18 protein-coding genes and 1 pseudogene are annotated in these 19978 nt (G+C 71.2%); 14 read left to right on the top strand and 5 right to left on the bottom strand.

Translation table 11 applies throughout. From position 1 onward, the window contains the following. Positions 1-44 precede the first annotated feature (44 nt). The 4 genes from IF20_RS27330 to IF20_RS27320 all read left to right on the top strand — a co-directional run bounded on the left by IF20_RS27330 (position 45) and on the right by IF20_RS27320 (position 2798). The gene (locus IF20_RS27330) at positions 45-425 is read left to right on the top strand and encodes a CBS domain-containing protein (RefSeq protein ID WP_052868010.1); all 381 of its coding nucleotides are present in this window, start codon (positions 45-47) and stop codon (positions 423-425) included. A gap of 47 nt (positions 426-472) precedes the next feature. Then, positions 473-784, top strand: coding sequence for an SCO5918 family protein (locus IF20_RS27325; protein ID WP_052868009.1), 312 nt, complete (start codon positions 473-475; stop codon positions 782-784). A 273-nt stretch (positions 785-1057) separates the two neighbouring features. Then, entirely contained in the window at positions 1058-2011 is a 954-nt protein-coding gene (locus IF20_RS40945; RefSeq protein ID WP_110944597.1) for an FhaA domain-containing protein, read from the top strand. A 442-nt stretch (positions 2012-2453) separates the two neighbouring features. Next, complete coding sequence (locus tag IF20_RS27320) at positions 2454-2798, top strand: MerR family transcriptional regulator (protein ID WP_052868008.1); 345 nt, start codon at positions 2454-2456, stop codon at positions 2796-2798. 411 nt (positions 2799-3209) lie between these two features. Here IF20_RS27320 and trhA read toward each other — a convergent pair whose 3' ends face one another. Beyond that, positions 3210-4013 carry a PAQR family membrane homeostasis protein TrhA gene (gene trhA / locus IF20_RS27315; protein ID WP_234426840.1) on the bottom strand — a complete coding sequence of 268 codons (804 nt, stop codon included), beginning with the start codon at positions 4011-4013 and terminating at the stop codon, positions 3210-3212. Positions 4014-4818: 805 nt separating this feature from the next. Between trhA and IF20_RS40940 the strand changes: the two genes are divergently transcribed. Together IF20_RS40940 and IF20_RS27305 are read left to right on the top strand one after the other, a co-directional pair. Next, positions 4819-5031, top strand: coding sequence for a hypothetical protein (locus tag IF20_RS40940; RefSeq protein WP_407702560.1), 213 nt, complete (start codon positions 4819-4821; stop codon positions 5029-5031). Between the two features lie 687 nt (positions 5032-5718). Continuing rightward, positions 5719-5922 carry a cold-shock protein gene (locus IF20_RS27305; RefSeq protein ID WP_052868007.1) on the top strand — a complete coding sequence of 68 codons (204 nt, stop codon included), beginning with the start codon at positions 5719-5721 and terminating at the stop codon, positions 5920-5922. A 327-nt stretch (positions 5923-6249) separates the two neighbouring features. Here IF20_RS27305 and IF20_RS27300 read toward each other — a convergent pair. From IF20_RS27300 to IF20_RS27285, 4 genes and pseudogenes are all read right to left on the bottom strand, one after another. After that, positions 6250-6441 (bottom strand): annotated as a pseudogene (locus IF20_RS27300) (IS630 family transposase); the annotation flags it as partial. A gap of 127 nt (positions 6442-6568) precedes the next feature. After that, complete coding sequence (locus IF20_RS27295) at positions 6569-6940, bottom strand: hypothetical protein (RefSeq protein ID WP_199896760.1); 372 nt, start codon at positions 6938-6940, stop codon at positions 6569-6571. A gap of 553 nt (positions 6941-7493) precedes the next feature. Further along, complete coding sequence (locus tag IF20_RS27290; RefSeq protein WP_052868004.1) at positions 7494-8561, bottom strand: lipoate--protein ligase family protein; 1068 nt, start codon at positions 8559-8561, stop codon at positions 7494-7496. A 103-nt stretch (positions 8562-8664) separates the two neighbouring features. After that, on the bottom strand, positions 8665-9423 hold the full coding sequence (locus IF20_RS27285) for an SIR2 family NAD-dependent protein deacylase (protein WP_052868003.1): 759 nt from the start codon (positions 9421-9423) through the stop codon (positions 8665-8667). A gap of 298 nt (positions 9424-9721) precedes the next feature. Here IF20_RS27285 and IF20_RS27280 point away from each other — a divergent pair, with 298 nt between their 5' ends. The 8 genes from IF20_RS27280 to IF20_RS27245 all read left to right on the top strand — a co-directional run bounded on the left by IF20_RS27280 (position 9722) and on the right by IF20_RS27245 (position 19969). Further along, positions 9722-11323 (top strand): ABC transporter substrate-binding protein, encoded by a 1602-nt coding sequence (locus IF20_RS27280; RefSeq protein WP_052868002.1) that lies wholly within the window; start codon positions 9722-9724, stop codon positions 11321-11323. A 58-nt stretch (positions 11324-11381) separates the two neighbouring features. Then, entirely contained in the window at positions 11382-12335 is a 954-nt protein-coding gene (locus tag IF20_RS27275; protein ID WP_052868001.1) for an ABC transporter permease, read from the top strand. Next, positions 12332-13303 carry an ABC transporter permease gene (locus IF20_RS27270; protein ID WP_110944596.1) on the top strand — a complete coding sequence of 324 codons (972 nt, stop codon included), beginning with the start codon at positions 12332-12334 and terminating at the stop codon, positions 13301-13303. Before IF20_RS27275 ends, IF20_RS27270 begins: the two co-directional genes overlap by 4 nt. After that, entirely contained in the window at positions 13300-14358 is a 1059-nt protein-coding gene (locus IF20_RS27265) for an ABC transporter ATP-binding protein (protein ID WP_110944595.1), read from the top strand. The genes IF20_RS27270 and IF20_RS27265 overlap by 4 nt, the downstream gene beginning before the upstream one ends. A gap of 22 nt (positions 14359-14380) precedes the next feature. Next, positions 14381-15460: an ABC transporter ATP-binding protein gene (locus tag IF20_RS27260; protein ID WP_110944594.1), complete on the top strand. Its 1080-nt coding sequence runs from the start codon at positions 14381-14383 to the stop codon at positions 15458-15460. A gap of 93 nt (positions 15461-15553) precedes the next feature. Next, entirely contained in the window at positions 15554-17449 is a 1896-nt protein-coding gene (locus IF20_RS27255; protein ID WP_052868000.1) for a gamma-glutamyltransferase family protein, read from the top strand. Positions 17450-17638: 189 nt separating this feature from the next. Then, positions 17639-18508 carry an inositol monophosphatase family protein gene (locus IF20_RS27250; protein WP_052867999.1) on the top strand — a complete coding sequence of 290 codons (870 nt, stop codon included), beginning with the start codon at positions 17639-17641 and terminating at the stop codon, positions 18506-18508. 48 nt (positions 18509-18556) lie between these two features. Continuing rightward, the gene (locus IF20_RS27245; protein WP_052868044.1) at positions 18557-19969 is read left to right on the top strand and encodes a phytoene desaturase family protein; all 1413 of its coding nucleotides are present in this window, start codon (positions 18557-18559) and stop codon (positions 19967-19969) included. Positions 19970-19978 lie beyond the last annotated feature (9 nt).

Here is a 19978-nt window from a genome sequence, read left to right as displayed (position 1 = left end):
CCGTCGTACTCAGAAAGCTGGCCCATCTCTGTAGGAGACCCTTTTTGACACTGGTTCAGATACAGCACCGCTCGACGGAAGCCACCTCGGTGGTGGTCGAGGCCATGAACGAGGCCGGACCGCACGTCTGCGACGACATGACCGTCGAGGTGGCCCTGTCCGTCATGGCCGCCGCCCGTACGGGGCATCTGCTCGTCTGCGACGCGGACGGCCAGTGCACCGGCCTGGTCATCCAGGCCCAGCTCACCGCCGTCCGCGACGGCTGCGCGTACACGGACCGGGTCCGCCTGCGCGACATCCTCGGTGCTTCCTCGTTCACCACGACGGCTGAAGCCGTGCATGCGACGCACGGTCGCCGGCTCGCGGTGTCTACCGTGACCGCCGAGCACGGCAGCGCTCCGGGCGTCCTGGCCTGCTCCCGCTGAACCATCTCGCCCGGCCGGACCGCTCCCCTTCTCCCCTGTGAGGCATCATGCGCTGTGTCATCGCCCGCTTCCCCTTCGACCTGACCAGGAGCGGCGTGCTGGAATCGATGGAGGGTGTCATGCCCGAGCCGGTCACCGGTGAGTCCGTGATCATCGGGCGGCGTACCTACCCCGTCAAGCAGGTGGGCGGGGTGATCACCAGGCAGGACCGCCGTGATTTCAGCATCGGTGAAGTCGTCCGTGCTATGACCCGACTCGGCTTCACCTGCGTCGGCCTTCCCCAGTCGGTGGCTCCCACGCACACCCTCAGCCCCTTCCAGCGCGCTTCCGCGATGCTCGGTTCCCCCCTGTCCGGCTGACCTACGGACAGGCGCAAGCCGACACCAGAACGACAGTGAGGGTTCGACCGGCACATGCCGGTCGAACCCTCACTGTCGTGCGTCTCGGGTGACGCGAAAGCTCAGGCACGCAGGTGCCCTTTCTCTTGCGCTTCCCGCGAGTCAACAGATGAGGGTGGCTCAGTGCTGGAGTGCTGAGCCGAGGGGCGGTGTGGCCGGCGACGATACCTACGGCCGGACCACCGACCGAAGAGAATCGGGGCGGGGCCGAGGTCTCGCAGGGGCACCACCTCAATGGGTGAACATGGCCGCTCCGGTGTTGGGCAGCCGGGAGCAATGGGAGGCGTGAGCGGCTTTGAACGCCGCATCGAGGGCTGGGTTTTCGGCTGGTGGACGCGCCGTTCTGCCGCGCGGCGGGAGCCGTTGGAGGTGGTGTCGATACTGCGGCAGGTCTGCGACGACAATGCCTTGATCATGCGGCGGGGGCGGGTGGTGACACCCAACGTATTCATTCTGGAAGTGTCTGCGGACAGTCACCAGCGACTTTGCTGTCATCGGGAAGCGTTGGAGCTCAACTTGATGATGGCCGTCCGTGCGCATGCGGCGCTCCGGTCGTACGACTTCATGGGGGCGGTGAAGGTGCTGCTGGGTCCGGATCCCGCCCCGGATGCCGGGCGCTACCGCATTCGTAGCTACATCGCCCCTTCCTCGGCCGGCTCTGCGCAGTTGTCGTCAGGCCACCATGCCCCAGTCGCTGCTGTAGGCCCTGCGCCACCTCGACGCCGTCTCCGCGGGTGCCACCCTGCAAGGGCGTGGACGACTTCAGGGCAGGCCCCACCTGCTCACGTTCAGTACCGGTGGCTCCGGCAATGCCACCCACCGGGCGGCGCGAACCCCGGAAGTGCGAGGTCCACCGGCGGCGACGGTGGCACTGGCGCGGGGTGTCGGAACCGACTGAAGGAAGGCGCCGGCGGGCGCTCCCTGCCGCTTGGTCACCTCACCCAGCCGCATGGAAGCCGCGTGGCCGAGGCCGCCCGTTTGATGGACGCACGCCTCTCGCAGGCCCCTGCGAGCCGCATCGGTGGAACGGGAACGGCGGTGGGACCGGCCGGCGTGGACCGGATGGGCGACAGATCGGATCCTGACCACCGGAACACCTTCACGGATGTAGGTGCAGCGGAAGTCGAGCCTGCCCTCTGGAAAAAAACTGTCACGGTGACTGTAGACATGGATGCGTGCCAGGCGTAGCGTTTCTCTCGTACTCAGGAAGTCGAAAGAAGGCGCAGCAGACATGAACTGCTGCGCAAGCGGATCGAGCAAGAAGGGAACGGCAGCGGAGGGAGGGGCCGAAAGTGGTGGGTTCCTTCACTGGCTGCCGGGCCGGGCGGCCTCAGGGGCCGCAAGCAGGAGCGCTCCATCCAGCAGTACTCTCTGGTTGATTCAACGAGGTAAGGAGCAGACACCATCAGGATCGCCCGGGCGAAGGAGAAGTCGTTCGGGTGCCGCAGGCCCCAGAACGGAAGGTGGTCCCCGGTCACGCATTCGCGATCCCCGTACCTCTGCCCTCTCAGGCGGAACCACGGAAAACGAAGGCCGGCGTGAAGTCGGCCGGTAGATGGTGTTGAAAGCTCGGGGCTCGGGTGCCACACGGCACCCGAGCCCCTCGACGCGTCCCCGAAAGAAGAGGTCTATGCCCCCTCGCAGTACCCACCCCGTCGACAAGTTCGACGACGACGATTACCCCGCCTACACCATGGGCCGGGCCGCCGAAATGCTCGGCACCACCCCCGCCTTCCTCCGCACCCTCGGCGAACACCGTCTGATCACACCGCTGCGCTCCGAAGGCGGCCACCGCCGCTACTCCCGCTACCAGCTGCGCATCGCCGCCCGCGCCCGCGAACTCGTCGACGCCGGCACCCAGATCGACGCCGCCTGCCGCATCATCATCCTCGAAGACCAGCTCGAAGAAGCCCAACGCATCAACGAGGAACTGCGCACCCGGACCACCGGTCCGCAGCCACAGACCCCAGTCTGACCGCGAGGCGGTGACGGGAGCGCAACGTCCCCCGTTGCCCATCGTGGTCACGCATCGAGCCTGTCTCCTCCCAGCGGTCGGCCGAGGGGGCAGGCTCCGGCGAATCCGCCGCGGTGAGCGCGACTGTCCGCGGCGACTCCCGGCGAGCCAACAGCCAACGTCTTCCTCCAGCGGTGAGGGACGGTCGTTCTTCCGGGTGCGTTCGCGCGTTCCCTGCGTCGATGGCCCAAGGGCGAGGCGTGATGCCCTGAGTGCTTGCGGCTGGCTGCCGGAAAACTGCAGGCCCCAGCTGTGTCAGGCCGTGGCTGTCGGTCCGGCGGCGCGGCGGTATGCGGCGCTGATGCGCTGGGCGTCCGGACGCCGCTCATCGGACTTCGCCGGCCGTGGCCTTCTGTGGAGCGGGGCCCCTGGTCATGTGGCTGCCAGGAGGATGGCCGTGTAGTGCGCGATGAAGGCGGCGATGGTGAAAGTGTGGAAGACCTCGTGGAAACCGAACCAGCGCGGCCAAGGGTCAGGACGCTTGACTCCGTAGACAACGGCGCCCGCGGTGTAGAGCAGGCCGCCGACGATGAGAAGGACGACGACCGCGGCGCCGCCGGTGCGCGTGAATTCCGGCAGGTAGAAGACTGCTGCCCAGCCCAGGACGATGTAGCACAGGGTGTAGAGCCAGCGCGGTGCCCTGATCCACCAGACACGGAAGGCGACGCCGGCCGCGGCCCCGGCCCATACCAGGGAAAGCAGGACCACCTGCGGGCGCGCGGGCAGCAGCAGTACCGCCAGGGGCGTGTACGTGCCGGCGATGATCAGGAAGATGTTCGCGTGGTCCAGCCGCCGCAGGACCGCCTCTCCACGCGGGCCCCAGTTGCGGCGGTGGTACAGCGCGCTGGTGCCGAACAGCAGGCAGGCCGACAGCGCGTACGCCGAGCAGGCCGCCACTGCCGCCGCCGAGCGGGAAAGGGCTATCAGGACGACGCCGCCGGCCAGCGAGAGGGGGAACATTCCGGCGTGCAGCCAGCCGCGCATCCTCGGCTTCAGCACAGCCGCCGCGCGCTCCACCCCGCCTTCCAGGCCGGTGGCTGTCCGCCCGGCAGTCCGCCTGCCGGTTGTGCCGGCAGGCGAATCAGCCGCCGATGCACGGTAGGTGTCGGGCGTGGTGACGGAGCGGCGCCGGTGCTCCCGTCCGTGTGTCGGCGGCTGGGATCCTTCAGCGATCATGCGCTCATATTAAGAAGTCTGTGCAAGGGCACGGTACCGGCGCATCGCCACGGATCGCGGGTCAGTTGCCTACCGTATGCGGGGATGTGGTGCGGCGGTTTCGGCGAAATGCTTGAGGGGCCCTGGTGCCATGTGGCACCAGGGCCCCGAAGGAACTGCTACACCATCTGCCGGCCCTGGTACTGCGCCGGCGTCCTGTTTCCGCTGACCCGACGGGAATGCTGTCGGGGGTGCGGGGATCGCGGTTGCTTGACCGAAGACCACCTCACTAACGATGTCCTGCGGTACCCGGACTCAAGGCTTCCGCCCGGGCGATCCTGATGGCGTCTGCTCCTCCGTTCTTCCCTCGGTGAACAACTGCGTAGCTGGTACCGCGAACTGCACTTACGGATACTGCGGTACCGCTCACGGCGGCCCCTGACCGCTGCGGGCCACCCGGTCCGGTTGCCGGTCCCGTCGCCGTCCTGCAACGAACCTGGCTTCGGAACTCCGCCACCGCACCGTCCTGCCAACTGCAACTGCGGGTACTGCTACCTGGCAGTCCGTCTCTGCCAGATCCTGCTGACTTCCTCGGTTACGAGAGAAACCCTAGCCAGACAGAGATCGAATGTCTACCTCGGCCAGCATAGATTTTCGGACGCGCGGTGAGGAGGTAATCGGCCTCGAGCGGCGGCGCCGCGAGGGTCCGCGGCGTCCGCAGCTGTCGCACGCGAGGGCGCCCGGTCCTTCCTCGAAGGGCTCGTACGTCCGATCGCGGCCGAGACCGCCGAAGCCGTGGCCCTGGTCGTCCCGGGGCTCGTCACCGATGCCCTGCACCCTGGGCCTGACCGCTCACCCGGACAGCGCCGAGATGGCCGCGCACGACCGCAGCCCGCAGGCGCCACACATGGGCACCTCCGACCTGAACGGCGGCACCGGAGGCTTCGGCCGGCCCATGGTCGGTCGCCGCGTCCGCACCGCCTCGGTCCTCCGCCGGCCGTCCGGTGGCAAGACCGTCAGTGCGGTTCTCGCCCGGTAGCACCTTGGCGCTTCGATGCCGACTGCCGCTCCGCTCCGGCGAAGCTGTAGGGCCGCTCGACCGCGTACCGGCGGATCTCGGCGGCCGCCTCGCTGGTGAGAACCGCTCTCACCGGAGGCATGATTCCCGCGGTCCGGCTACACCTACGCCTGCTGCCCGCTGCATCCTCGAAGAACAGCTCGAAGAGCCCAGCCCCTCAGCGGGCAACTGCGCGATTCGGCGGTGCCCTCGGGCTCGCAGTCGATGCCTGAGGCGCGCAGCCCCTTGTGTGACGGGCCGGGGGTGGCCCCTGTTTTCAGGGGGCCGAGAAGAAGCGTGCTCAAGCGGGCGAAGCTGCCCTCAAGGGGGCGGCGGGGTCCGGGCGGTGGACAGGGCGCGACAGCAGCCTGCCGGGGAATTCTGACAGCCCCTGGAGGGAAATACCTGGACTCGCCGTTGCAGATATATGGAGTATGCGTGGTGAGAATTTTCGGCCCGGCGAATGCGCTCCTTGGAAGTGTGGCCTCTCCTGAAGTGGCCGTGCTACGGTTACGTCAGTTGCAGTGGTGGTTCGCAAAGCTTCAAGTGTTTCTCCCGGGTTTCTGGGGGAGTCTTGTGTATTTCGGTATTCCCGGAATGGCGATCATTGCGGTAACTCCGGTCCCTGTACAGTGCGGGTTCCGGGTAGCACCCCGAAGGAGATGTATTTTGACTACTGGCACCGTGAAGTGGTTCAACGCGGAAAAGGGCTTCGGCTTCATCGAGCAGGACGGTGGCGGCGCTGACGTGTTCGCCCACTACTCGAACATCAACGCCGCCGGCTTCCGTGAGCTGCTCGAAGGCCAGAAGGTAAGCTTCGACGTCACGCAGGGCCAGAAGGGCCCGCAGGCGGAGAACATCGTTCCCGCCTGACGCTGACGCGCACGACGAGCTGGGGCACGCACCTGCGTGCGGCCCCGGCTCGTTGCGTTATTCACGCTCGCCCGCGGCGACGGACTTCCGCCCGCAGCGGCGAGCGAGCGGCATATCGTCTGCCGCTCCCCCTGGCCGGGGTCGGCACCTCCCGGCTCCCTCGCGCCCCTATACCGGTCGCGTTCGCCACCGACCGTGGCCCGATGCCTCTTCGCGACGATTCGGCGGCCATTCAAGACCGCGTTTGTTTCGTTATTCTTCGGCTCGGTCTTGCGAATCCGTGCGTGGTTCTTCAGCACAGCGGTGAATTCCCCGATCGGGTCACCAGAAGCGCCCGATCCAGCGCCGCACTGTGGCCGGGTCGCACTTCACCAGCACGGCGATCTGCGACGACGACAGGGCCTGCAGCGACAGCAGTACCGTCGCCCGCATCGCCGATCCCCATCGTCCCCGCAGCAGGTCGCGCAACCGTTCGCACTCGTTGACGGACGCATCGGCGAACACCGTGGGCGGGCGCACGCTGACCACAAGCTCGCCGGGCGGGCGGACGATGCTGACACCTCGATCCAACGCCCGGCAACGGCCATGTGCCCCCCGCATCCAGCCGTACCGGCTCTCATGGCGCGCAGAACTTCTGGAGACGCGCTCAGAACAGCTCGTGCACCTCGCCCAAGGCGGAGGTGACGCTCTCACCCAGTGTGAGACCGACGCCGTACTTGAAGGCCGCCGCATAGTCCACGTCGCCCAGGGCCGCACGGGCGAGGGCGACGGCGCTGTCGTGCGGGGCGTTGAAATGGACGGAACCGACAGGGGCAGTCCGGCCTTGCGCCAGATGCGCCAGACCGCGCCCTGTAGCACGGCGGCCCGCGGCCCAGGCCGCGAAGGAGAGCACGTAGAGGGCGTAGGCCTTGGCCCAGCGCTCGCCGTGCGTCCCGTGCAGGGAGCGGACCCCTGAGCAGACGTCGATCCGGCCGTCTCCAGGTCGCCCTGGAAGGCCAGGGGCGCGAATCGGACGCACCGTCAGCGGGTGGTGACGCTGCCGGTCTCGCCAGCGAGGTGGTCCGGTGGCCGGAGCTGATGGACGCGTACGAGGCGCCGGCCGTCCTTCCGCAAGTGAACGTGGTGGGCAGGGCTCTCGCCGCTGCGGCACGGTGCCGTGCTGGCGCACACCACTGCCGAGGCGTTGCCGCTGGCGGCCCGGACGACGCGTTCCGGTGATCGATGCGCCGGCCGAGTATCCGGCGACACCGCGAACTGCTGGACACCGGCGAACACCTGGTGGGCGAGTGCGCGTTTCCGAACGCGGGCTTCACTGACGGAAAGCCGGACACCGGTTGAACATCATCGGGCCGGCGGACCCCCGCACCGACCTGAACGCCGCGCCTGCCGGTCCTCGTCGGTTCGGTGAGGCACTGGCCGAGGATCTGGTGAGCCGTACTCGCACGCGCGTTGACGCAACGAAGCGAGGTCAGGGACGTGATCGATGGTCGACCATCGCGGTCGTCCGCTTCATCGATCCAGTAGAACCGGTGAAGGTGTGCGCGAGGTTCGTCGGCCTCCGCGGGTGTTGCTCATGGCACTCGCGTCGTCCACTCCGCCGAGCTGAACTTGGTGGTGGCCAGCTCGCGGGCGCGGGCGAACTCCTCGTCCGTCACCGTGGCGTCCGTGCCGCCGTAGCGGGTGCGGAAAGAGGTGATCATGCGGTCGATGACCTGGGCACGGGGCAGGCCCGTCTGGCGACGCAACGGGTCCACCCGCTTCTTGGCGCTGGTGGTGCCCTTGTCGGAGAGCTTCTCCTTACCGATGCGGAGCACCTCGACCATCTTGTCCGCGTCGATGTCGTAGGACATGGTCACGTGGTGCAGCACGGCCCCGGAGCCCGCGACGATCCGCTTCTGCGCCGCGCCGGCGATCTTCCCGGCATCCGTCGCGATGTCGTTGAGCGGCTTGTACCAGGCGTTGATGCCCATGTCACCGAGGGCCGCGAGCACCCAGTCGTCGAGATACGCGTAGCTCTCCGCGAAGGTCAGCCCGTGGACGAGCGACTCGGGGACGCAGAGCGAGTAGGTGATGGTGTTGCCCGGTTCGACGAACATGGCACCGCCGCCGCTGATCCGGCGGACGACCGTGATGCCGTGCTTCTCGGCGCCTGCCGCGTCGACCTCGTTGCGCAGCGACTGGAAGCTGCCGATGATCACGGCGGGGCGGTCCCACTCCCAGACGCGGAGCGTCGGCGGCCGACGGCCCTCGGCGACCTCGGTGGTCAGCACCTCGTCCAGCGCCATGTGCAGCGCGGGCTCCTGCGGCGGCTCGTGGATGATCTGCCAGTCGTGGTCGGTCCAGTCGGTGGCCCGGGCGACGGCCCGGCGCACCGCGATGCCGACCGCCTCGGCGGTGAAGCCGATCAGCGCGACGCCGGCGGGCAGCGCCGCCTCGATGCGGTCGGCCAGGCCCCGGGCGCCGGTGTCGGCGGGTGCGCCCTCCAGGGCCGCGTTGATGTCGAGCAGGGCCTCGTCCGGCTCCAGGAAGAAGTCACCGGCGACGCGGACGTGGCGCAGCGCGCCGTCCGTGACGTCGAGATCGACGACGACCAGCTTGCCGCCGGGCACCTTGTACTCACCGTGATGCCTGCTCTGCACGGCGCTCACCCTCCACGTTTTCGCAGGCCGTCCGTCCGGCCCGCCGCCCGGACAACCGTATCGTCGAGGCCGCCATTCCCCCCGAAAGGGGCAAGCCACCGCCTCAAGGGTGCAAATCGGCCAGCAGCCGGGGGAGCGCTTCGCCGATCGGGTCGCGGACGATCTCGTCGGCGAGCGCGTCGTACGGGGTCGGTTCGGCGTTGACGATGATCAGGCGGGCGCCGTGCTCGGCGGCCAGGCCCGCGAGCGAGGCGGCGGGCTGTACGGACAGGCTCGTGCCGACCGCCACGAAGACGTCGCAGCTCTTCGCGACCGTGACCGCCGCGCCCAGCACCTCCGGGTCCAGGTGCTCGCCGAACATCACGGTCGCCGACTTCATGATTCCGCCGCAGTCGAGGCACTTCGGGTCCGGCTCGCCGGCGGTCACCCGGGCCAGCGCGTCGGTCATCGGGGTCCGCGCGTCGCACTGGGTGCAGAGCGCGGTGCGCGCGGTGCCGTGCAACTCCAGGACCTTGCGGTCGGGCATTCCGGCGAGCTGGTGGAGGCCGTCGACGTTCTGGGTGATGACGCGGACGGGGGCGCCGGAGCGCGCCAGGCGCGCGACGGCTTCGTGCGCGGCGTTCGGCCGGGCCTTGAGCGCCGGGCCGTCGCGCCGCATCAGCCAGGACCGGCGCCGGATCTCGGGGTCGGTCATGTAGTGGTCGTACGTGACGAGCTTCTCGGCTTCCGGGTCGCGCCGCCACACCCCGTTCGGCCCGCGGTAGTCGGGGATGCCGGAGTCGGTGGAGATCCCGGCGCCGCTGAGGAGGGCGATCAGGGGCCGCCGGGCCGCGTCGTCGGGGGAGTCGACCGTGCTGCTCATGCGGCCAGCGTACGCAGTGCGGAGAGGGCGCCGAAGGGGGACTTGGCCGGGTTGTCCGCTCCGGTTATTTAGATGTAACCAGAAACTGGTCAAGATCCGGGACAACCTCTTGCCGGTCATCTGTATGCGAAATACGGTCTGCTGCATTCGCTCTTGGTGATCGTTCGCGACCGCATCGTCATGCGTGTCGGCATCTTCGCGGGTGTCGACATCGTCATGCGTGCCGACCGTTCGTGTGCGCACTCCTCACCAGGTGAGCGTTCGCCGTCTGCACCACTCATGCGGGAGGTAGGGCCACGTGCGCCGAACAGCGGCTTTTCTGGGGGTGGCCGGCCTGCTGGCCGGGGCTACGGGATGCGGGTCGCTGACCTCGGCCGCCACCGAGGTGGGCGGGGACCGGATGACGGACCCGCGCCCCGTACGGGACGGCGGCACGCTCACCGTCGCCCTCAAATCCGACCCCGACAAGCTCGACCCGTCCCTCGCCCAGACCCTCGTCGGCCGCACCGTCTTCGCCGGCATGTGCGAGAAGCTGTACGACACCGACCGCACCGGCAAGGTCGTGCCGCAGCTGGCGGCGGCGCTGCCGAAGACCTCCGACGGCGGCCGGACGGTGACCATCACGGTCCGCCACGACCTGACCTTCAGCGACGGCACGCACCTCGACGCGGCCGCCGTCGCCCGCTCCCTCGAACGCCACCGCACCCTCCCCGGCTCGGCGCGCGCCACCGAACTCGGCCCGCTGGTCAAGGCCGAGGCCACCGGCGCCTACACCGTCCGCATCCGCCTCAAGGAGCCCTACGTTCCGCTCACCGGCGTGCTCGCGGACCGCGCCGGCATGGTCATGTCCCCCACGGCACTGAAGAAGTACGGCAAGAACTTCACCAACCACCCGTCGTGCGTCGGCCCGTTCAAGTACGTCGAACGCGTCGCGGGCGACCGCATCGTGCTGGCGAAGGACCCCCGGTACTACGACGCGGACAAGGTCCACCTGGACAAGGTCGTCTACAAGACCATCACCGACGGCGGCGTCCGGCTCGCCAACCTCCGTTCCGGTGACATCCAGGCCGGCGACCAGATGGGCCCCGTGGAGGTGCAGAGCTCGCTCACCGAGAAGCAGCTCCAGCTCTTCACCTCGCCCTCGCTCGGCTACCAGGGCCTCGGCTTCAACACCGGCAACGTGCACGGCACGGGGCAGAAGCCCGGGAAGCTCGACACCGTCTTCGCCCGCGAGCCGCGAGTCCGCGAGGCCTTCGAACTCGCCCTGGACCGCAAGGTCATCAACAAGGTCGTCTTCCAGGACATGTACGAGCCGGCCTGCGGCCCCGTCTCGCCGGAGTCGGCCATCGCGCCGGGTGCGGCCGACTGCCCGGGACGCGATCTGGCGCGCGCGAAGAAGCTGTTGAAGGAAGCCGGCGTCACGCTGCCGGTCCCCGTCGAGCTGAAGGTCTCCACCTCGCCCGAGGACAGCCGCCTCGGCCAGGTCATCCAGGCCATGGCCCGCGAGGCCGACTTCGACGTACGGCTGCGGCCCATGGAGTACGCCACCCTGCTGGAGGAGACCGATGCCGGGCGGTTCGACGCCTACGTCAGCGGCTGGTCGGGCCGGCTCGACCCGGACGGCAACATCGCCTCCTTCGTGGGCACGGCCGGCGCCATGAACACCTACGGCATCTCCGAACCGGCCATCGACCGGCTGATCGCCAAGGGCCGCACCACCGCGGACCCCGCCGCACGCGCCCGCGTCTACGGGCAGCTCACCGACCGCATCCGCGACCAGCACGCACTGCTCTACCTCTACCGGCAGAAGAACTACGTCGTGGCGCGGAAGGACGTGGCGGGCCTGCGGGTCTACGGCGACGGCCTGGTACGCGTCAAGGATGCGGGGTACGTCCGATGAGCCGTTCCACCGATGCGGGGCGCCCGATGAACCACCTCATGGATGTGGGGAGCGCCCTGTGAACCGCTACCTCCTCACCCGGCTGCGCCAGTCCCTGATCACCCTCTTCCTCGTCAGCGTCGTCGTCTTCGCCGGCATCCGCGCGCTGCCCGGCGACCCGGCCCTCGCGCTGGCCGGCGAGGAGCGCAGCCCCCAGGCGCTCGCCGCGATCCGCGAGGCGTACGGGCTGAACGACAACATCGTGGTCCAGTACGGCCGGTTCGTCGGCCACGCCCTCACCGGCGACCTCGGCACCTCGGCCCGCACCGGCCTCCCCGTCCTGGACTCCATCCTCGACGCCCTCCCCGTCACGCTCGAACTCGCCGCGCTCTCCCTCCTGCTGGCCGTCGTCCTCGGCATCGGCGCGGGCGTGCTCGCGGCCGTCCGGCGCGGGAAGGCCACGGAGTGGCTGGCCAACGCGATCGCCCTGCTGGGCCTCTCCGTACCGACCTTCTGGCTCGGCATCGTCCTCGTGCTGGCCTTCGCCATCGCCGTACCGATCTTCGCCGCCTCCGGGTACGTGCCCTTCGGCACCGATCCGCTGGACAACCTGCGGCGCATGGTGCTGCCCGCGATCGTGCTCGGCTCCGGGCTCGCGGCCGTCGTGATGCGGCAGACCCGCGGCGCGATGCTCGACAACCTCTCCGCCGACTACGTGCGCACCGCGCGCGCCAAGGGCCTCTCGCGCCGCCAGGTCGTCGGCGGGCACGCACTGCGCAACAGCCTGGTGACCGTGGTGACCGTCCTCGGCCTCCAGCTCGGCCACCTGATCTCCGGCGCCGTCGTCACCGAGCAGATCTTCGTCCTGCCCGGCTTCGGCAAGCTCACCATCGACGCCGTCTTCACCCGCGACTACACGATGCTCCAGGGCGTGGTGCTGTGCACCTCCGCCGCCTACATCCTCGTCAACCTCGCGGTCGATGTGCTCTATTCGGTCATCGACCCGCGGATCCGGCTCGGAGGCGCCCGATGACCACTCCCTCGGACAGCACCTCGGACATCCCCTCGGGCGCCACCTCGGGCGCCACTGCGGTGATCGCCACCGCCTCCGGCGCGGGCTCCCCGGCCGCCGCGGACGGGTCCGCCGCCGCACCGCGCCCCGGCACGCTGCGCACCCGGCTGCGCGCCCTGCGCCGGAACCGGCTCGCCCTCACCGGAGCCGTGATCGCCGCCGTCTTCGTACTGGTCGCGCTCTGCGCCCCACTGATCGCCCCGTACGACCCGGCCCGCCCCGACTTCGGCGCCGCCCTCGCGCCGCCCTCCTGGGCACACTGGCTCGGCACCGACGACCTCGGCCGCGACCAGCTCTCCCGAGTGATCCACGGCGCCCGCGCATCCATGCAGGTGGGGCTGCTCGCCGTCGTGCTGGCCTTCCTCGTCGGCGTACCGCTGGGGCTGGCCGCCGGCTTCTACGGGAAGTACGCCGACTCCGCCGTCTCCCGGCTCACCGACACCCTGCTCGCCTTCCCCTTCCTCGTCCTCGCGGTCGGCCTCGCGGCGGTCCTCGGCCCGTCCCTGCTCAACGCCACCATCGCCATCGGCATCTCGCAGGTACCGGCGGTGATCCGCATCGCCCGCGCCGAGACGCTGCGCTTGAAACACCTGGACTACGTGGGCGCCGCGCTGGTCAACGGGGGCGGCGACGCCACCGCCCTCTTCCGGCACATCCTCCCCAACGCCACCTCCGCACTGATCGTCCAAGCCACCGTCGGCATCCCCTCCGCGATCATCGGCGAGGCGCTGCTGAGCTTCCTCGGCCTCGGCGTCCAGCCCCCGGCACCCTCGCTCGGCGTGATGCTCTCCGGGGCCCAGCCCTTCCTCGGCCCCGCGCCCTGGATGGCGGTCTTCCCCGGCCTCGCCATCGTCGCCGCGACGCTGGCCTTCAACCTGCTCGGCGACGGCCTGCGGGACGTCCTCGACCCCCGTGGAGCCACCCGATGAGCACCGCACACCCGAAGACCGCACACCCGAAGAACGCCGAGCCGGCGTCCGCGGTTCCCGGCACGCCCGTACTGAGCGTCCGCGACCTGTCCGTCTCCTTCCGTTCCGACACCCGTACCGTGCACGCCGTCGACTCCCTCTCGTACGAGGTGGCGGCCGGCGAGGTGCTCGCGATCGTCGGCGAGTCCGGCTGCGGCAAGTCCGTGACCTCCATGGCCGTCATGGGCCTGCTGCCGCCCACCGCGACCGTCACCGGATCCGTACGGCTCGGCGGCCGGGAGCTGGCCGGCGCCACGGAGAAGGAGCTCTCGGCGGTCCGCGGCAAGGACCTCGCCATGATCTTCCAGGAGCCGATGACCTCGCTGAACCCGGTCCTCACCATCGGCCGGCAGATCGGCGAGGTGCTCCGCCGCCACCAGGGCCTGAGCCGCAAGGAGGCCAAGGAGCGGGCCGTCGAGCTGCTCGCGCTGGTCGGCATCCCCGCGCCGGAGCGGCGGGTGGCGGAGTACCCGCACCAGCTCAGCGGCGGCATGCGGCAGCGCGTGATGATCGCCATCGCGGTGGCCTGCGACCCGGCCGTCCTCATCGCCGACGAGCCGACCACCGCGCTGGACGTCACCGTCCAGGCCGGCATCCTCGAAGTCCTCCAGTCGCTGCGCGAACGCCTCGGCACCGCCATCGTCCTGATCACCCACGACCTGGGCGTGGTCGCCGACGCCGCGGACCGGGTGCTCGTGATGTACGCGGGCCGGGCCGTCGAACAGGCGCCGGCGGACGAGCTGTTCACCGCGCCCCGGCACCCGTACACCCGCGGCCTGCTCAGCGCCGTGCTCCGGCCCGGCCAGGAAGGCAAGCGCCGGCTGCCGGAGATCCCGGGCCTGGTCCCGAGCCTGGCCGCCCAGCCGGACGCCTGCACCTTCGCCGCACGCTGCACCCACGCGGACGAACGGTGCGGCACCGCACGTCCCGCACTGACCCCGGACACGGGCCACCGGGTGGCGTGCTGGCACCCCGTGGCCGCGACCGCCCCCGCACACGAGGAGGCCGCCCGATGAGCGCCTATGAGGAGGCCGTCAGATGAGTGCCGTACGCGAGGCGCCGGCCCCGCGCGAGGGCTCCGCACACGAAGGGGACGCCGTCCCCGTACTCGAAGTACGCGACCTGGAACGCCACTTCCCCGCCTCCGGCGGCACCGTACGGGCCGTGGACGGCGTCAGCCTGACCATCGGGCGGGGCGAAGTCCTCGGCCTGGTGGGCGAGTCGGGCAGCGGCAAGTCCACCGTCGGACGCTGCGTGGTCCGCCTGGACGAGCCGACCGGCGGCAGCGTCGCCCTCAAGGGCACCGACATCACGCACCTCTCACGCCGCGCCCTGCGCCCGCTCCGCACCGACATGCACCTGGTCTTCCAGGACCCGTCCTCCTCGCTCGACCCGCGCATGACCATCGGGCAGATCGTCGCCGAGCCGCTGCGGCTGCACCGCCTGGTGCCCAGGTCCGGCCTGCGGGCCCGGGTCGAGGAACTCCTCGGCCAGGTCGGGCTGCGCCCCGAACACGCCGACCGGCACCCGCACGAGCTCTCCGGGGGGCAGCGCCAGCGCATCTCCCTCGCCCGCGCGCTCTCCGTGGGCCCGGACCTGCTGATCGCCGACGAGCCGACCTCCGCGCTGGACGTCTCGGTCCAGGCCTCGGTCCTCAACCTCCTCGCCGACCTCCAGCGGGACCGCGGCTTCGGCTGCCTGTTCATCACCCACGACCTGGCCGCCGTGGAGTTCCTGGCGGACCGCATCGCCGTGATGTACCTGGGCCGCATCGTCGAGGAGGCCCCGACGGCCCGCCTCTTCGCCGAGCCCCTGCACCCGTACACGCAGGCGCTCCTCTCCGCCGCCCCGGTGCCGGACCCCGCCCTCCAGCGCACCCGCGAACGCATCGTCCTCAGCGGCGACCTCCCCAGCCCCCTCGCCCCGCCCCCGGGCTGCCACTTCCACACCCGCTGCCCGGTGGCGGTGGACCGCTGCCGCACGGAACCCCCGGCGCTACGGGAGCTGCCGCAGGGCAGGAGAGTGGCGTGCCATCTGGCACATCCCGATTCCCGCTTGTCGGGTGAGGGACCCAGCCCGGAACATTCGAGCCCGTCCGGGGGCACCTCCCAGCGGTAGCCGGGGGAGATCGAGGACGAGCCCGTAGGGCGACTCCGGCGCGCCACAGCGCCACCCGCACCATCCGTACAACCGCGACCGCAAGGGAGCCCAGTGTTCACCACCCGCCCCACCCTCAACGGCACCTTCGGGATGGCCTCCACCACGCACTGGCTGGCGTCCCAGTCCGCCATGGCGGTACTGGAGGGCGGCGGCAACGCCTACGACGCCGCGGTCGCCGCCGGCTTCGTGCTGCACGTCGTCGAGCCCCACCTGAACGGCCCGGCCGGCGAGGTCCCGATCATCCTGGCCCCGGCCGACGGACCCGTGCGGGTGCTGTGCGGCCAGGGCCCGGCCCCGGCCGGCGCCACCGTCGCGCACTACACCTCCTTCGGCCTCGACCTCGTCCCCGGTACGGGCCCGCTCGCCGCCGCCGTACCGGGCGCGTTCGACGCCTGGATGGTGCTGCTCCGCGACCACGGCACGAAGACGCTCGCCGAGGTCCTGTCGTACGCCATCGGGTACGCGCGCCACGGCCACCCGGCCGTCGAACGCGTCGGCGAGACCGTGGAGACCGTCCGCGAGCTCTTCGAGAACGAGTGGACGACCTCGGCCGAGGTGTACCTGCCCGGCGGCCGCTCCGTGGCCCCCGGCGGGCTCCTGCGCAACCAGCCGCTCGCCGACACCTGGGAGCGACTGGTCCGCGAGGCCGAGGCCGCGGGGTCCGGGCGGGAGGCGCAGATCGACGCGGCCCGCCGGATCTGGCGCGAGGGCTTCATCGGCGAGGCGATGGCGGCGTTCGCCGCGCGCCCGGCCATGGACACCTCCGGCGAGCGGCACGCGGGCACCCTGACCGGCGACGACCTGGCCGCCTTCCGGGCCACCTACGAGGCGCCCGTGACGTACGAGCGCAACGGCTGGACCGTGGCCAAGGCGGGCGCCTGGTCCCAGGGCCCGGCCTTCCTCCAGCAGCTCGCGCTGCTGCCCGAGGAACTGCCCGCCTACGGGAGTGCCGAGTACGTCCACACCCTCGTGGAGGGCACCAAGCTGGCCATGGCCGATCGCGAGGCCTGGTACGGCGACGCGGACGGTGCCGGCGCGGCGGACGTACCGGTGGAGACGCTGCTCTCCCCGGAGTACAACGCCGAGCGGCGGGCGCTGATCGCCTCCACCGCCTCCTACGAGCTGCGTCCCGGCCGCCCCGGGGGCCGCACCCCGCGCCTCAGCAAGCACGCGGCGGCGGTGGCCTCCGGAGAGGCGGGCTTCGACGCGCTGGGCGTCTCGGGCAGCGGTGCGGGTGAGCCCACGGTGGCCAAGAGCCCGGGCGACGCGGCACAGAAGGCCGCCGTGCAGGAGGCCGCGGCGCCGCCCGCCGTCGCCCCCGAGGTGGACCGCACCGGGGCCACCCGGGGCGACACCTGCCACATCGACGTCGTCGACCGCTGGGGCAACATGGTCTCGGCGACGCCCTCCGGCGGCTGGCTCCAGTCCAACCCGGTGATCCCGGGCCTCGGCTTCCCGCTCGGCACGCGCCTGCAGATGGCCTGGCTGGAGGAGGGGCTGCCGAACTCCCTCACCCCGGGCCGCCGCCCCCGCACCACCCTCACGCCGTCCCTCGCGCTGCGCGACGGGGTGCCGGTCATGGCCTTCGGTACGCCCGGCGGCGACCAGCAGGACCAGTGGCAGCTGCACTTCTTCCTGGCCGTCGTGGAGCGCGCCCCCGTACGCGGCGGGCTCGACCTCCAGGGCGCCATCGACGCGCCGAACTGGCACACCGACTCCTTCCCGGGGTCGTTCTTCCCGCGCGCCATGCGGCCGGGCAGCGTGACCGTGGAGTCCCGGATCGGTGGCGAGGTCGTCGAGGGGCTGCGGGCCCGTGGTCACGACGTGACCGTGGGTGACGCCTGGTCCGAGGGGCGCCTCTGCGCGGTCGCCCGGGACCCGGAGACCGGCGTGCTCTCCGCCGGCGCGAACCCGCGCGGCATGCAGGGGTACGCGGTCGGGCGCTGAGCCCAGGGGCGGGGCGGTCCCGGTCGGCCCGGTCGACCCGCCCGCCCCGCCCGGCCCGCTTCACCCGGGGTTCACCTGCATTCCAGCTGTCGTGTCGGTGCCCCGTGTTTCCATGGAGACATGATCGAAGCAATTCCTGCGATTCCTGCAAACAACGATGACAGGACGGACAGGGCGGACGGTAAGGACATGACGGCGGCCGGGACGGCCGGCGCGACCGCCACCACGGCGGCCGAGGCGGTCCTCGCCGCGGTCGACCTCGACGCCGTCGAGAAGGCCGTCCGCGAGGCCGCGGCGGCGGAGGTCCTGCCCCGCTTCCGGCAGCTCGCCGCCCATGAGGTGGTCGAGAAGAACGGCCCGCACGACCTGGTCACCATCGCCGACCGGCGCGCCGAGGAGCACCTCACGGCCGCCCTGAAGGCGCTGCTCCCCGGCTCGGCCGTGGTGGGCGAGGAGGCGGTGCACGCCGATCCCGCGGTGCTGGAGGCGCTGCAGGGCGACGCGCCGGTGTGGATCGTCGACCCGGTCGACGGCACCCGGCAGTTCGTGCACGGTGACCCCGGCTTCGCGACCCTGGTCGCGCTCGCGCACCGCGGTGAGCTGCTGGCCTCCTGGACGTACGCGCCCGCGCTGGACGAGATGGCCGTCGCGGTCCGCGGCGCCGGTGCCTCGCTGAACGGCCGCCGGCTGCGCGCCGGTTCGCCGCACGAAGGCAAGACCCTCGAAGTCGCCATGTCGCACTTCGACTTCACCACCGTCGCCGAGAAGAAGGCGCTGTCCGGCCTGGCCTGTGAGGGCATCGCGCCGCGCCCCTGCGGCTCGGCGGGCCTGGAGTACCTCGCCATCGCCCGCGGCACCCTGGAGGCCATCGCCTTCACGTGGGAGAACCCCTGGGACCACGCGGCCGGCCTGCTGCTCGTCCACGAAGCGGGCGGCAGCAGCGCCACCCTCTCCGGCGCGCCGTTCCGGATATCCGGCGGCAACACCCTGCCGTTCACCGCGGCGCGGGACGAGGCCACCGCCCGGCGTATCCTCGATCTGCTGGCGGCCGCCGGCTGATCCTCGACGGCGAGGGTCGATACGAGGGGAGTGGCGCAGGTGCCGACGATGCTCGATGCCGTGGTGATCGGGGCCGGACCGAACGGCCTGACCGCGGCGGTCGAACTGGCCCGCCGGGGCATGTCCGTCGAGGTCTTCGAGGCCCGGGACACCATCGGAGGCGGCGCCCGTACGGAGGAGCTGACCCTCCCGGGCTTCCGGCACGACCCGTGCTCGGCCGTGCACCCGACCGGGATCGGCTCGCCCGCCTTCCGCGCCCTCCCCCTGGAGCGGTACGGCCTGGAGTGGCTGCACCCCGAGCTGCCCATGGCCCACCCCTTCCCGGACGGCAGCGCCGCGGTGCTGGCCCGCTCCGTGGGCGAGACCGCGCGGTCCCTCGGCGTCCGCGACGCCGGCACGTACCGCCGTCTGGTCGAACCGTTCCGCGGCAAGTGGGACACGCTCGCGCGGGACATGATGCGCGGCGTCCTGGAGGGCTTCCCCCGCGACCCGGTCACCCTGGCCCGCTTCGGGCTGGCCGGCGTCCCCCCGGTGACCGTGCTCAACAGCCGCTTCCGGGACGAGAAGGCGCGCGCCGTCCTCGCCGGCTGCGCGGCCCACGTCATCCACCCGCTCTCCGGGATCGCCACCGGCGCCATCGCCCTGACCTTCGTGCTGGCCGCGCACGCCTACGGCTGGCCCATCGCGCGCGGCGGTTCGCAGGCCATCCCCGACGCGCTGGCCGGGTACCTCCGGGACCAGGGCGGCGAGATCCACACCGACTACGAGGTCAAGCGGCTGGACGACCTGCCGCCCGCCCGCGCGTACATCTTCGACACCTCGCCCACGGCGCTGGCCCGCATCGCGGGGCTCGGAAATGCCTTCAGCCGGTACCGCTACGGCCCCTCCGCCTTCAAGATCGACTACGCCCTGTCAGGCCCCGTCCCCTGGACCTCGGAGGCGGCCCGCCGCGCCGGCACGGTCCATGTCGGCCCGACCGCCGCCGACATCGGCCGGGCGCTCCGCGACGTCCACCAGGGCCGCGCCCCCGAGCGCCCCTTCCTGATCACCTCGCAGCCGACCCTGACCGACCCGAGCCGCGCCCCCGAGGGCAAGCACACCTTCTGGGCGTACGGCCACGCCCCCAACGGCTGGACGGGCAACCTCACCGACGCCGTCGAAGCCCAGCTGGAACGCTTCGCCCCGGGCTTCCGCGACCTCGTCCTGGCCCGCGCGACCGCCGGCCCGCCCGAACTGGCCGCACGCAACGCCAACTACGTCGGCGGCGACATCGGCGTCGGCTCCTTCTCCGGCCTCCAGACCCTGCTCCGCCCCAAGCCCCGCCGCATCCCGTACGCCACCTCCCACCCCGCCGTCTTCCTCTGCTCCTCGGCCACCCCACCCGGCGGCGGCGTCCACGGCATGTGCGGCCACAACGCCGCCCGCGCAGCCTGGCGCCGCATCCGCGAGACCCGGCGCTGACGGCGTCCC

The sequence above is a fragment of the Streptomyces niger genome, from assembly GCF_000718305.1.
Lineage (GTDB): Bacteria > Actinomycetota > Actinomycetes > Streptomycetales > Streptomycetaceae > Streptomyces > Streptomyces niger.
Note: the sequence above shows the minus strand (reverse complement) of the source record. Positions and strands in the feature narration are given on the sequence as shown.